The organism is Acidimicrobiales bacterium (genome assembly GCA_035533595.1).
Taxonomy (GTDB): domain Bacteria; phylum Actinomycetota; class Acidimicrobiia; order Acidimicrobiales; family Bog-793; genus DATLTN01.
Map to the genome: position 1 here is coordinate 48,239 of DATLTN010000052.1, position 12,993 is coordinate 61,231.

Consider the following 12,993-nt stretch of genomic DNA (forward strand, 5'->3'; position numbering starts at 1 on the left):
GTCGTCGGGCCCTGGGGCGACGGCGCGCGACGACCTTCCGGGGGTCGGGCGCGGGTCACTATAGGGCACGCGTGTGGGGCTTCAACCGCTGTCACGGCCCGGAAATTCCCGCTGCGCGGAGGGTCTCCTCGGCCTGGAGGAAAGGCGAAAGGCGGGGCCGGGGAACCTTTGGGGCCGTCGTCGTCTCCGACGTTGTCTACTCAGTTCCCTACGGCCCCGCCTGACGCAACAGCCCCGCCGTACTGCCGGGGAGCGACTGACGGAGGCTCCGGACGACATGGCGGAAACGGGACCCCCTATTCATGACGCGTGCGCACCGCCGCGTCAAGAGTCGATCCGAATCGCCTCTCGCCCTCCACCGGAGAGGGTACCGGGGCCGGAAACGGCCCCTCCCCCTCCACCACGCCGAACTTCCAGGCGCTGCTCGGCGTCGAGGCGCCCGAGCTCGACCTCGCCGTGGTCGACGAAGGACATCGCCGCCGCGAGCGCCCGGTGGCCGGCCTGCTCGGCGATCGCGCGGTGCATCTGCTGGGCGATCACCCGGTAGGCGGGGTGGCCCTGCGGCCCCGAGCGGAGCTCGGTGACGTGCATCGCCTCGCGCGCCGAGAGCTGCAGCGAGTAGCGGATGTTGAAGGCGAGGGCCACCGCGTAGCTGCACTGCTCGGGGAAGCTCTCCTCGAGCGCGCCGTGCAGCTCGCGCGAGCGCTCGAGGGAGGCGACGAACTCGTCCTCGAGGCCGGCCTCGGCGACGAGCGGCGGCACCCCGTAGCCGAGGGTGGTGGTGAGCGGCTGCCACTCGATCGTCAGCATCCGGTGACGCTGCAGGTCCCGGAAGGCGCCGTAGTCCGAGACGACGTCGAAGCGGTAGGAGGTGCGCTCGAAGGCCCTGCCGGGGCGGTGGCGGCGGTTCTGGCGGCTCCCGACGTAGGCGGCGACGAGCTCCTCGCGCTCGGCCGGCGTGAGGGCGGCGACGCGCCGCTCCACCTCCGCGTCGGAGACCCCCGTGTACGGGTAGCACATCGCCGCGAGGACCTTCTCCTCGCCGGCGGGGTCGAAGTCGACGAGGCGCACCGAGGGCTCGACCGCGCCAGCGGGCTCGTCGGGGAAGAGCAGCGCCGCGAGGGCGGTCATCTCGTCGCGCCGCCCCCCCAGGTACTCGACCCACTCGCCGCCGCGGTCGGGGCGGTCGAGGCGGGTGAGGAAGGAGGGGATCACCTTGTTCAGCTCGACGAGCATCAGCTCGGCGTAGCCCCGCACCTCCGGCGAGGGGTGCGCCCGCATCCGCAGGAGCAGCATCTCGTAGGCCTGCCCCGAGCCGTAGATGCCGACGTTGGAGAGCGCCCCCGCCGGCAGCAGGCCGCGCAGCGAGTCGAGCGCCGCGGCGCGCACCGACTGGCGGTAGGCGAAGTCCGAGATCGCGTCCGGCTTCTGCACCGAGCGCCGCAGGTGCCCCTCGAGGCGCGGCAGGAGCTCCCCGTAGGTGTCGAACATGCGGTCCATCTCGCCCACGTAGCGGGCACCGAGGGGCGACTCGAGGACGTCGGGGTCGCGGTAGTAGCGGTAGTGGCCGCTCGGCATGCGCGTGTCGTAGGGGATGTAGCGGGTGGACTGCTCGAGGTAGGACATCAGCCGCCCCCGCTCGAGGACCTTGGTGAGGATGTTCGAGGCCTGCTCGCAGGCGAGGTGGACGCCGCCGAGCTGCGCGACCGAGTCGTCGCCGTACTCGCCGAAGACGCGCGCGTACAGCTCCTCGGCGCGCCGCAGCCCCATCGTCGCGTCGAGGTAGATGTCCCCCGAGACGTCGAGGTCGTCGACGAACTCGTCGAGGAAGAGGCGGCGCAGGCTCTTCGGCGAGCGGGAGTAGCGGGCGAAGAGGGCACCCTTCACCACCTCGGGCAGGTTGACGAGCGCGAAGACGGGCCCGTCGAGGTTCGTGACGTAGTGGCGGAGCACGTCCCGCTCGTCCTCGGTGAAGGTCTCCCGGACGTAGGCCATTGCCCGAGAGAGATTAAAGGAGCGGCTCCGTCTTCGGGGGGACCACCGCCTCTTCCTCGCTCTCCACGACCCCGGCGCCCGCCGAGGCGGCGACGATGCCACGCGTCAGGAGCTCGGCCGCCTGGCGGGCGACGGTCCCGACCCGCTCTCCCGCCGTGACGTTGCCGATCTGGCGGAGGAGGTCGATCAGCTGCTTCATGTTGCGGACGAAGTCGCCCCCCGACATCACCGGCTCGAAGGTGCCGGCGCGCCCCGGTGCCCGACGGGGCGCGAGCAGGCGGGCGAGGTCCGCGCCGCGGCACCACTCCTCCGCGAGCGAGGCGAAGCCGCTGTCGAGGGCGCGTGTGCGCGGCAGGCCGAGGCGGCGCTCGTCGAGGCGGAGCTCGACGGCGAGCTCCTCGAGGCTCGCGGCGCGGCGCGCGAGGCGGGGCGTGGAGAGGCCCCCCGGGCCCCGCTGGCGGCGCGCCTCGAAGGTGAACATCGAGGCGACGGCGGCGAGGCCCGGGGCGTCGAGGCCGTCGAGCAGGCCGGCTCCGATCGCCTCCGCGATCAACAGGTCGCAGTCGTGGTAGAGGCCGGAGAGGCGCTCGCCGGCCGGGGTGAGGTGCCAGTTCTCGAGGTAGTCCCGCTCCTCGAGCAGCGCGAGCACCGCGTCCAGCTGGCGGACGAGGGGTTGCTCGCTCTGGTACTGCGCGAAGGACGAGGCGACGAGGCGGTAGGTGTCCTCGCGGTGGTAGCGGCGGACGAGGTTGACCACCATGTTGAAGTTCGGGCGGAACGAGGAGCGCAGCGCCCGCGAGCGGCTGGCGGCGAGCGCGGCCACCTCGTCAAAGGTATGAAAGGGCGAGTAGACGACGGCCGCGTAGCCGACGTCGTCGATGCTGCGGCGCCCCGCGCGCCCGGTGAGCTGGGTGTACTCCCCCGCCGTCAGGTCCTGGTGGCCGTTGCCCCCGAACTTGGAGAGCGCGTCGATCACCACCGAACGTGCCGGCATGTTGATCCCGAGCGCGAGGGTCTCGGTGGCGAAGACCGCCTTCACGAGCGCCTTCGCGAAGAGGTCCTCGACCGCCTCGCGAAAGGGCGGCACCATGCCCGCGTGGTGCGGCGCGATGCCGGACTCGAGGCCGGAGACGAAGCGCTGGTAGTTGAGGACCTTGAGGTCCGCGTCGGAGAGCTCGTCGACGTGCTCCTCGGCGATGCGACGGATCTCGCGGCGCTCCTCGCGGCTCGTGAGGCGGATGCCGACGTCGAGGCATTGGCGGACCGAGTCGTCGCAGCCGGCGCGCGAGAAGACGAAGTAGATCGCGGGGAGGAGCTCCTCCTCTGCCAGGCGCTCGACGACCTCGGCCCGGGCGGGCCGGAAGAGGTCTCCCGGCTTGCGCGCCGCGCTCGCACGCGGCCCCCGGCCGGGGCGCACCCTGCCCACCCGGTGCGCCCGCTCGTCGAGGGCGGCGGCCTCCCGGTTGGGGGCTCCGTCGACGAAGGTCGGGAAGAGGTGGAGATGGCCCGCCGAGCGGTCGCCGACGAGGTAGAGCTGGCGGAGGTCGATCGGCCGGTGGTCCTCGATCACGGTGCCGACCGAGCCGCGCACCGTCGAGATCCAGCCGGCGAGCTCCTCGGCGTTGGAGACCGTCGCCGAGAGGCAGACGAGGACGACCGAGGGGGCCGCGGAGAGGATGATCTCCTCCCACACCGAGCCGCGGTAGCGGTCCTCCAGGTAGTGGACCTCGTCGAGGACGACGTAGCGGAGGTCCTTGAGGCTCCCCGAGCTCGCGTAGATCATGTTGCGCAGCACCTCGGTCGTCATCACGACGATCGGTGCCTCGCCGTTGCGCGAGACGTCGCCGGTGAGCAGCCCCACCTGCTCGCGTCCGTAGGCGCGCACGAGGTCCCCGTACTTCTGGTTGGAGAGCGCCTTCAACGGGGTGGTGTAGAAGGCGCGCCCCCCCTCCGCGATCGCGCGCGCCACGGCGTACTCGGCGACCACGGTCTTGCCGGAGCCGGTCGGCGCGGCGACGAGCACCGAGCGGCCGGCGTCGAGGTGGTCGAGTGCCTCCTGCTGGAAGGGGTCGAGGGGGAAGGGGCGGCTGTCGACGAACCAGCGGCGGATCCCAGAGGCGGAGGGGGGCGGCGCCCCCGGCTCGGTGGCGGTGCCCGCGCTCAAGGCTTCAGCAGCCTGCCGAGGACGATCGAGGCCTCGTAGAAGACGAGGAGCGGGACGGCGAGGGCGAGCATCGAGAAGGGGTCCGAGCTCGGCGTGACGACCGCGGCGATGACGACGATCGCGATGATCGCGATCCGCCGCGACTTCGCGAGCTGCGCGGGGCGGACGGCGCCGGCGAGCTCGAGGCCGACGAGCACGACGGGGAACTCGAAGGTGAGCCCGAAGATCGCGAGCAGCGCGATCACGAGCGAGAGGTAGCGGTTCGCCTGCAGGAGCGGCTTCACGCCGGGGCCGCCCTGGTGGAGGAGGAAGGCGAGGGCGTGCGGGAGCGTGAGCCACGCGACGAAGACGCCGAAGGCGAACAGCGCCAGGCTCGCCAGCACGAAGGGGATCGCGTAGCGGCGCTCGTTGGTCTTGAGGCCCGGGGTGACGAAGCGCCACAGGTGGTAGAGGATCACCGGCGAGGCGAGGAGCGCGCCGCCGAGGCCCATCGCGTCGAGGCGGAAGCCGAAGGCGTCGAGGGGGGCGGTGACGTACAGGCTGCAGTGCTGCGGGTCGGCGTGGCACAGCGGATGGCGCAGGAAGTTGATGATCTGCGGGTACAGCGCGTAGCTCGCGATCGCGGCGAGCACGAAGACGGCGAGGCAGATCAGCAGGCGCTGGCGGAGCTCGGCGAGGTGCTCGGTGAGCGTCATCTCGTCCGGGGCGGGCCCGCCCGCGCGACGCAGCAGCCGGTTCATCGGCGCTTCGGGACGGGGGTCAGTTCATGCCCGGGTCGTCGAAGCCGATCGTCTCGACCGGCCCGCTCGAGCGCCTTGCGGCGCCCGTCGCCGCGGCGGACGCGACCGCGTCGGCGTTCCCCTCCGTCCCGCCGGGGCGGGTGAGGTCGTTGAGGAAGCTGCTCACCGACCCGGGGCGCGGCATGCGCGGCAGCTCGCCGACCTCCGGGAGGGCGCGCCGCACCTCCTCGGTGACCTGCTCACGCAGGTTCGTGAGCGTCCTCCAGGCGGTGCCGATCTGGCGGGCGACCTGCGGGAGGCGCTCCGGACCGAGGATGACGAGCGCGACCACGAGGATCACCAGCAGCTTCGCCGGATCGAGGTTCAGCACCTGTGCAATGTACCGGTGGGCACGCCCGGACCGGCGGAAGGGCGCCGGTTAGAAGAAGTGGATGTCGGGACGGCCGTTGTGCCACCACCGCAGGTCGACCTTGCCGACGATGGTGTCGCCGACGACGGTCCCCCAGTAGCGGCTGTCGCAGGAGATCGCGCGGTTGTCGCCGAGGACGTAGAAGTTGTCCGGCTTGATCTTCTGCGGCGTGATGCGCACCGGCCCGAGGGGGTCGTCCCTCGGCAGGTAGGGCTCGCTGATGCGCTTGCCGTCCACGTAGATGCTGTTTCCCTGCGAGCGGATCGTCTGGCCCGGGAGGCCGATCACCCGCTTCACGAGGTCGGTCTCCGACGAGCCGCAGGTATCGCGCGGCGGCTGGGTGAAGACGATGATGTCGCCGCGCTGCAGGTGGTGGTAATCGAAGAAGGCCTTGTCGACGAGGATCCGGTCGCCGATGTTGAGTGTCGGCTCCATCGAGGCCGAGGGAATGAAGAAGGCCTGCACCGCGAAGGTGCGGATGACAAAGGCGAGCAGCAGCGCGGCGATGAGGACGACGCCCCACTCGGAGGCGACGCGCCGCCGGCTGTGCCGGCGGCGCGAGGACTCGCCGGCGGCGTCGGCCTCGGGGACCGGCTCGCCGTCGCCGCCCACCGCCTCGTCCCGGCTCACCGGGACCGTCATCGTCGGGGGGTCGCGCCGCGACTCGTCCCCGGGGTGCTCTTCGCTCACATCGCCTCGATGAGGCGCTCGACGCGCTCGTCGTGGGCGCGGAAGGGGTCCTTCAACAAGACGGTGCGCTGGGTCTGGTCGTTCAGCTTGAGGTGCACCCAGTCGACGGTGAAATCCCGTCGGCGCTCCTTCGCGCGGCGGATGAACTCGCCGCGCAGGCGTGCCCGCGTCGTCGCCGGCGGGTGCTCCATCGCGTCGTTGATCGCCTCGTCGGTGACCATCCGCTCCACGGCGTTCTTCGCCTGCAGGCGGTAGAAGACGCCGCGCTCGCGGCTCACGTCGTGGTACTGCAGGTCGAGGAGCGCGACGCGCGGGTGGCCGAGGGGGAGGCCGTGGCGCTCCCGGTAGCCCTCGATGAGGCGGTGCTTGATCACCCAATCGCACTCGCGGTCGAGCGAGAGGGGGTCCTTCTCGATGCCCTCCATGCAGTGCTGCCACATCCCGAGCGCCTTCATCTCCTGCTCGGGGAGGCCCCGCTGCTCGGCGTAGCGGACCGCCCGGCCGAGGTACTCGTTCTGGATGTCGAAGGCGCTCACCTCGCGGCCGTTCGCGAGGCGGACGCGCCGCCGGCAGGTGATGTCGTGGCTGATCTCGCGGATCGCGCGGATCGGGTCCTCGAGGGTCATGTCGCGCAGCACGATGCCGGGGTCGTCGAGCATCCGCAGCATGATCGCCGCGGTCCCGACCTTCAAGAAGGTCGCGTACTCGCTCATGTTCGAGTCGCCGACGATGACGTGCAGGCGGCGGTAGCGCTCGGCGTCGGCGTGCGGCTCGTCGCGAGTGTTGATGATCGGGCGCGAGCGCGTCGTCGCGGACGAGAAGCCCTCCCAGATGTGCTCGGCGCGTTGCGAGATGCAGTAGGCGGCGCCGCGCGCCGTCTGCAGCACCTTGCCCGCCCCGGCGTAGATCTGCCGCGTGACGAGGAAGGGGATGAGAACCTGCGCGAAGTGGGCGAGGTCGTCGCGCCTGCCCGTCAGGTAGTTCTCGTGGCAGCCGTAGGAGTTGCCGGCCGAGTCGGTGTTGTTCTTGAACAGGTAGACCACGCCGCGGATGCCCTCGTCGCGAAGGCGCGCCTCGGCAGAGGCGACGAGGCCCTCGAGGATCCGCTCCCCTGCCTTGTCGTGGGCGACGAGGTCGAGGACCGAGTCGCACTCGGGGGTCGCGTACTCTGGGTGGCTTCCGACGTCGAGGTAGAGGCGGGCACCGTTCTCGAGGAAGACGTTGGAGGAGCGCCCCCACGAGACGACGCGGCGGAACAGGTAACGGGCGACCTCGTCGGGGCTGAGGCGGCGCTGGCCGCGCAGCGTGCAGGTGACGCCGTACTCGTTCTCGATTCCGAAGATCCGACGGTCCACGCCGAGAACCTACAGGTCGCGGCGCGAGCTGGAGCACCGCCGAGAGGGATCTTCGATGGTCAGGCCGCGGTTTCGAGGAGCGCGGCGAGCTGTTCGGCGCTCGGGCGGTGGAAGGCCCGCCGGCCGTTGCCACGCGAGAGGAGCCCCACCTCGAGGTCGGCGGCGCGCAGCGTTCGCTCGCCGCCGAGGGCCGCGACGCCGGTGCGGAGCGCCGCCGCGAGGTCGGCTTCGGCCTCGAAAGCCGCCTCCACGCGCTGGGTGATCGCCTCGGCCTCGCCGCCGAGGACGGTGAAGCGCTCCTTGTCGGCGACCGTGCCGTCGTAGGCGATGTGGTAGAGCCGGTAGTCCTCGGCGCTCTCGCCGAGCTCGGCGACGAGAATCTCCACCTCGAGCGGCTTCATCTCGTGGGTGAAGACCTGCCCGAGGTACTGGGCGTAGAGGTTGGCGAGCGAGCGGGCGTCGACGTCCTCGCGCGAGTAGGTGTAGCCCTTGGTGTCCGCGTGGCGGATGCCGGCGACGCGCAGCTGATCGAACTCGTTGAACTTGCCGACCCCGGCGAAGGCGACGCGGTCGTAGATCTCGCTGATCTTGTGGAGGGTCCGCGAGGGGTTCTCGGTGACCATCACGATGCCGTCGGCGTAGGTGAGCGCGACGAGCGAGCGACCGCGGGCGATGCCCTTCTGGGCGTACTCGGCGCGGTCCTTCATCACTTGCTCGGGGGCGACGTAGTAGGGCATGCTCATCGGGAGCCGCCCCCTTCCCGGTTCGCCGCGGCCCGCCGCTCGAGGACGGCGCCGAAGCGCTCGGCCACCTCGTCGTCGCCGATGCGCTGGTAGCCGCCGCTGTCGACGGTGGCGATGATCGGGTAGATGCCGCGCACGGGGTCGGGGCCACCGGTCGCGGCGTCCTCGTCGGCGGCCTGGTAGAGGGCCTCGACGGCGAGCTCCACCGCCTCGTCGCGCGAGAGCGCCTCGCGAAAACCCAGCTTGATCGTCGTGCGGGCGTCACGCCCGCCCGAGCCCGTCGCCGAGAAGTCGCGCTCCTCGTAACGGCCGCCAGTGACGTCGTAGGTGAAGATCCGGCCGTACATCCGGCGCTCGTCGTAGCCGGCGAACAGCGGCACGACGGCAAGGCCCTGCATCGCCATCGGCAGGTGGCTGCGCAGCATCTGGGAGAGCTGGTTGGCCTTGCCCTCCAGGCTGAGCGCCGCGCCCTCCACCTTCTCGTAGTGCTCCAGCTGGGTCTGGAAGAGGCGCACCATCTCGATCGCCGGCCCGGCGGCGCCGGCGATGCCGACCACGGAGTAGTGGTCGGCCGGGAAGACCTTCTCGATGCCGCGGTGGGCGATCGAGACGCCCTCGGTGGCGCGGCGGTCACCGGCCATCACGACCCCCTCCGCGTAGCGGAGGGCCGCGATCGTGGTCCCGTGCGGGATCTCACCGAGGGTGTTCGACGATCCCCCGGCGAGCGCCTCGGGGGCGGCGCGGCGCAGGAGGTCGGTGAAGCTCGGACCTGGGTCCTCGTCTGGCGCGTAGAGGTGGAGGCTCATCGGGGCGCCACCCTAGCGGCGGTCGGCGACGGCGGTTACTCGCCGCCTTTCTGCACGTAGTTGCGCACGAACTCCTCGGCGTTGTCCTCGAGGACCTCGTCGATCTCGTCCAGCAGCTCGTCGATCTCGGCCTTCAGACGCTCCGCGCGCTCGGTCGACTGCGGCGCCTCTTCGACGGCCGCCTGTTCCTCGCGCGGGGGAGCTGTCCTTCGCTTCTGCTCTCGTTCAGCCATGTTCCTCCCTCAGGTCCCCCCGGTGTACTACGTGGCCCGTCCCTGCGGTGGTATCCCGCTCTCCCCTGTCGCACAAAGGACGGTGCTCCTCCTCCGTCGTCACGCCCCGAAGGTCGGGTCCACCGGCGAGGACCCGCCGAGGCGATCGATGAGCTCATGCGGGCTCTTCGACTCCGCTAGCAGCGTATCGACATGCCCAGAGCTGCCACGCAGCGGGTCCATCATCGGCACCCGCCGGAGTGGCCCCTCGCCCAGGTCGAAGATGATCGAGTCCCAGTTGGCGGCCACGATGTACTTCGCGAAGCGCTTCAGGCACTCGCCGCGGAAATACGCGCGCGTGGTGCGTGGCGGGTCGGTAATCGCGGCCAGCACCTCCTCCTCGCTGATCAGCCGCTCCATGTTGAGGCGGGCGAAGAGGGAGCGCTCCGGGCGCAGGTCGTGGTACTGCAGGTCGAGCGCCTGCACCCGGTGGTCGTCCTCGGGGCAGTCGTGACGGGCGCAGTAGGCGTCGATCAGTTCGCGCTTCGCGACCCAGTCGAGCTGGCGCTTCAGCTGCGCGGGGTCGTTCTCCAGGTCGACGAGCACCGACTCCCAGCGCTCGAGGACCTCCTCGCCCACGGCCTCGGGGCCGAGCGCCTCGAGGCCGCGCTCGTCGGCGTACTTGCGGGCGAGGTCGAACAGCTCCCACTGCAGCTCGATGGCGGTCATCCGCTGGCCGCTCACGAGCTCGAGGGGCAGCTGCAGGGAGAGGTCGTGCGAGACGTCGTGCATCGCCCGCACGGGCTGCGCGAGGACGAGCTCGCGCGCGGTGAGTGCGTCGTCCTCGATCAGGCAGAGCACGATCGCCGAGACGCCGACCTTCAAGAAGGCGGCGACCTCGGCGAGGTTGGCGTCGCCGGTGATCACGTGCAGGCGGCGGTAGCGGCCGGGGTCCGAATGCGGCTCGTCGCGGGTGTTGATGATCGGCCGCTTGAGCGTCGTCTCGAGGCCCACCTCCTCCTCGAAGAAGTCGGCGCGCTGGCTGAGCTCGAAGCCCCTGCGGCGGCTCCCCTCCTCCTCGCAGCCGACCTTCCCGGCGCCGGTGTACACCTGCCGAGTGACGAGGTGGACGGTGAACTCGCGGGCGATGCGGGCGAAGGGCAGCTCGCGGTGCAGGAGGTAGTTCTCGTGGCAGCCGTAGGAGTTGCCCTTGCCGTCGGAATTGTTCTTGTAGATGACGATCTCGTCGCCGGCCGGGAGGACCCGCTTGGCGGCGGCCATCGAGCGCTGCAGGATGACCTCGCCGGCGCGGTCGAAGGTCAACAGCTCGCGGACGTTCGAGCATTCCGGGGAGGAGTACTCGGGGTGGGCGTGGTCGACGTAGTAGCGGGCGCCGTTGGTGAGCACCGTGTTCACGAGGTGCGTCTCGATCTCGGGCGCGGCGTTGCCGTCGCGCACGAAGCCGCGGGCGTCCTGGCCCGGGGACTCGTCCTCGAAGTCCCAGCCGATCTTGCCGGCGAGATCCGCCACGTAGGCGTTGATGAGCAGCGACGACGCGCTCGTCGGGTTCGACTCCGCCGAGATTGCGTGGATGCCGTACTCCGTCTCGATGCCGAGGACCTTCGGGACCGCCATAGCCCGAAGCTAACCGGAGCGGCGCGTGGCCGACCCGGTGATGCTCACCGGCATCTCAGAGGTACTGGCCCGTCCCGACACGCTCGATCGCCCGCCCGCCGCGCTTGTCGTCGTCGCCGCGGTCGATGATGGTGCGGACGTACACGATGCGCTCGCCCTTGCGGCCGGAGATCTTCGCCCAGTCGTCGGGGTTCGTCGTGTTCGGGAGGTCCTCGTTCTCCTTGTACTCCTGCTTGATCGACTCGAGCAGGTCGTCGAGGCGGATCCCGTGGCCGTCGTCCTCGAGGGTGCGCTTGATCGCCAGCTTCTTCGCGCGACGGACGATGTTCTCGATCATCGCCCCGGAGGAAAAGTCCTTGAAGTAGAGGATCTCCTTGTCACCGTTCTGGTAGGTGACCTCGAGGAACTGGTTCTCCTCGTCGGTCCGGTACATCTCGCGGACGGTGTGCTCGATCATCGCCTGCACGGCCTTCGCCACATCGCCGCCCCCGTACTCGGCGACGTCGGCGACGTCGAGCGGCAGCTCGACGTTGAAGTAGCGGGCGAAGATCTGCTGTGCGGCGGTCTCGTTCGGCCGCTCGATCTTGATCTTCACGTCGAGTCGACCCGGCCGCAGGATGGCCGGGTCGATGAGGTCCTCGCGGTTCGAGGCGCCGATCACGATGACGTCGCGCAGCGACTCGACGCCATCGATCTCCGCGAGCAGCTGCGGCACGATCGTCGACTCCATGTCCGAGCTGATGCCGGTGCCGCGGGTGCGGAAGAGGGAGTCCATCTCGTCGAAGAAGACGATGACCGGGTAGCCCTCCTCGGCCTTCTCCCGCGCCCGCTGGAAGACGAGGCGGATCTGGCGCTCGGTCTCCCCGACGTACTTGTTCAACAGCTCCGGGCCCTTGATGTTCAAGAAGTAGCTGCGGGCGTTCTCGTTGCCCATCGTCTCGGCGACCTTCTTCGCCAGGCTGTTGGCGACGGCCTTCGCGATGAGGGTCTTGCCGCAGCCCGGGGGGCCGTAGAGGAGGATCCCCTTCGGCGCGGGCAGCTGGTGCTCGAGGAAGAGCTCGCGGTGCAGGTAGGGCAGCTCGACGGCGTCGGTGATCGCCTCGATCTGGCTGTCGAGGCCGCCGATGTCGTCGTAGGTGATGTCGGGGACCTCTTCGAGGATGACCTCCTCGATCTCTGGGCGGGGCAGCTTCTCGACGAGCAGCTGGCTGCGGGTGTCCATGAGCAGGGAGTCGCCGGCGCGCAGGCGCACCCCGACGAGCACCTCGGCGAGCTCGACGACGCGGCTCTCGTCGGCGCGGCCGACGACGAGGGCGCGGCGCCCGTCGTCCATCAGCTCCTGAAGCGTGACCACCTCACCGGCGTGCTCAAACTCGCGGGCGAGCACCACGTTGAGCGACTCGTTGAGGACGACCTCCTGGCCCCGCTGCAGCTCCTCGCCTTCGATCGCCGGGTGCAGCGAGACGCGCATCTTGCGCCCGGAGGCGAAGACGTCCACGCTACCGTCGTCGTTTTTCTGCAGGAAGGTGCCGTAGGCCGAGGGCGGCTGGGTGAGCTTGTCCACCTCTTCGCGCAGCGCCGCGATGTTCTCCTTGGCCTGCTGCAGGGTGAAAGAGAGCTTCTCGTTCTGCGAGAGCGCCTGGGCCAGCTGGCCCTTCACCTCGAGGAGGCGCTCCTCGAGCACCCGCACCCGCTGCGGCGCCTCCTGGAGGCGGTGACGCAGCTGCGTCACCTCGTCCTCCGCCGCTTCGGCGCGGGCCCGAAGCTCGCTCAGGTTCTCATCGTCCATCGGGGGACCACCTCCTTACGGGCGCGTGTCCCAGCCGTTGTCGGACCCTACACCGAAGTCCCCGCGACGATGCGCATCGTCCCGGCCGCCCAAGGAGACGGTGCGGAGGCCTCCGCGAGCGGGGCCAGGTGCCCGACTGGTGGGGCCCGGTCCGGTAGAGTCCAGCGTGACGGATCGACGAGGAGCACCATGAAAGTCTGGATTGACCAGGATCTCTGCACCGGCGACGGCCTCTGCGAGGAGATCTGCCCCGACGTGTTCACGCTGCAGGACGACGGCCTCGCGTACGTGAAGGACGGCGACTCGGTGAAGAACGAGCCGGGAGGTGCGCAGGGCCTCGTCTCGGTCGCGGCGAACCTCGAGGACGCGGTCACCGAGGCCGCTGAGGAGTGCCCCGGCGAGTGCATCTTCATCGAACAGGACTGACGCCGGGCTGAGGGCCGCTCAGCGGCCCC

General features: G+C 70.4%; 12 protein-coding genes. 1 reads left to right on the top strand and 11 read right to left on the bottom strand.

Features of this window, described 5'->3' with window-relative positions; genetic code table 11:
• Positions 1-324: 324 nt before the first annotated feature.
• The 11 genes from VNF07_09755 to arc all read right to left on the bottom strand — a co-directional run bounded on the left by VNF07_09755 (position 325) and on the right by arc (position 12,538).
• Positions 325-1,995 (bottom strand): FAD-dependent thymidylate synthase, encoded by a 1,671-nt coding sequence (locus tag VNF07_09755; GenBank protein HVB06513.1) that lies wholly within the window; start codon positions 1,993-1,995, stop codon positions 325-327.
• A gap of 13 nt (positions 1,996-2,008) precedes the next feature.
• Positions 2,009-4,159: a DEAD/DEAH box helicase gene (locus VNF07_09760; protein HVB06514.1), complete on the bottom strand. Its 2,151-nt coding sequence runs from the start codon at positions 4,157-4,159 to the stop codon at positions 2,009-2,011.
• Positions 4,156-4,854: a twin-arginine translocase subunit TatC gene (gene tatC / locus VNF07_09765; protein HVB06515.1), complete on the bottom strand. Its 699-nt coding sequence runs from the start codon at positions 4,852-4,854 to the stop codon at positions 4,156-4,158. The genes VNF07_09760 and tatC overlap by 4 nt, the downstream gene beginning before the upstream one ends.
• 64 nt (positions 4,855-4,918) lie before the next feature.
• A complete protein-coding gene (locus VNF07_09770; GenBank protein ID HVB06516.1) occupies positions 4,919-5,269 on the bottom strand; it encodes a twin-arginine translocase TatA/TatE family subunit in 351 nt (116 codons plus the stop codon).
• 48 nt (positions 5,270-5,317) lie between these two features.
• A complete protein-coding gene (gene lepB, locus VNF07_09775; GenBank protein ID HVB06517.1) occupies positions 5,318-5,998 on the bottom strand; it encodes a signal peptidase I in 681 nt (226 codons plus the stop codon).
• On the bottom strand, positions 5,995-7,353 hold the full coding sequence (pafA, locus tag VNF07_09780) for a Pup--protein ligase (protein ID HVB06518.1): 1,359 nt from the start codon (positions 7,351-7,353) through the stop codon (positions 5,995-5,997). The genes lepB and pafA overlap by 4 nt, the downstream gene beginning before the upstream one ends.
• A gap of 59 nt (positions 7,354-7,412) precedes the next feature.
• Positions 7,413-8,096, bottom strand: coding sequence for a proteasome subunit alpha (gene prcA / locus VNF07_09785; GenBank protein HVB06519.1), 684 nt, complete (start codon positions 8,094-8,096; stop codon positions 7,413-7,415).
• Entirely contained in the window at positions 8,093-8,902 is an 810-nt protein-coding gene (gene prcB, locus VNF07_09790) for a proteasome subunit beta (protein HVB06520.1), read from the bottom strand. Before prcB ends, prcA begins: the two co-directional genes overlap by 4 nt.
• 35 nt (positions 8,903-8,937) lie before the next feature.
• Positions 8,938-9,135, bottom strand: a complete 198-nt coding sequence (locus VNF07_09795) for a ubiquitin-like protein Pup (protein ID HVB06521.1) — start codon at positions 9,133-9,135, stop codon at positions 8,938-8,940.
• A 99-nt stretch (positions 9,136-9,234) separates the two neighbouring features.
• Positions 9,235-10,749 (bottom strand): depupylase/deamidase Dop, encoded by a 1,515-nt coding sequence (dop, locus tag VNF07_09800; GenBank protein ID HVB06522.1) that lies wholly within the window; start codon positions 10,747-10,749, stop codon positions 9,235-9,237.
• Between the two features lie 55 nt (positions 10,750-10,804).
• On the bottom strand, positions 10,805-12,538 hold the full coding sequence (arc, locus tag VNF07_09805) for a proteasome ATPase (protein HVB06523.1): 1,734 nt from the start codon (positions 12,536-12,538) through the stop codon (positions 10,805-10,807).
• A gap of 189 nt (positions 12,539-12,727) precedes the next feature.
• Here arc and VNF07_09810 point away from each other — a divergent pair, with 189 nt between their 5' ends.
• Positions 12,728-12,964 carry a ferredoxin gene (locus VNF07_09810; GenBank protein HVB06524.1) on the top strand — a complete coding sequence of 79 codons (237 nt, stop codon included), beginning with the start codon at positions 12,728-12,730 and terminating at the stop codon, positions 12,962-12,964.
• Positions 12,965-12,993 lie beyond the last annotated feature (29 nt).

Bases quoted from the DNA above. Each gene is read 5' to 3' on its own strand.
- VNF07_09810 (HVB06524.1), top strand. From the start codon at position 12,728: ATGAAAGTCTGGATTGACCAGGATCTCTGCACCGGCGACGGCCTCTGC.
- dop (HVB06522.1), bottom strand. From the start codon at position 10,749: ATGGCGGTCCCGAAGGTCCTCGGCATCGAGACGGAGTACGGCATCCAC.
- arc (HVB06523.1), bottom strand. From the start codon at position 12,538: ATGGACGATGAGAACCTGAGCGAGCTTCGGGCCCGCGCCGAAGCGGCG.
- VNF07_09755 (HVB06513.1), bottom strand. From the start codon at position 1,995: ATGGCCTACGTCCGGGAGACCTTCACCGAGGACGAGCGGGACGTGCTC.
- VNF07_09795 (HVB06521.1), bottom strand. From the start codon at position 9,135: ATGGCTGAACGAGAGCAGAAGCGAAGGACAGCTCCCCCGCGCGAGGAA.
- prcA (HVB06519.1), bottom strand. From the start codon at position 8,096: ATGAGCATGCCCTACTACGTCGCCCCCGAGCAAGTGATGAAGGACCGC.
- prcB (HVB06520.1), bottom strand. From the start codon at position 8,902: ATGAGCCTCCACCTCTACGCGCCAGACGAGGACCCAGGTCCGAGCTTC.
- tatC (HVB06515.1), bottom strand. From the start codon at position 4,854: ATGACGCTCACCGAGCACCTCGCCGAGCTCCGCCAGCGCCTGCTGATC.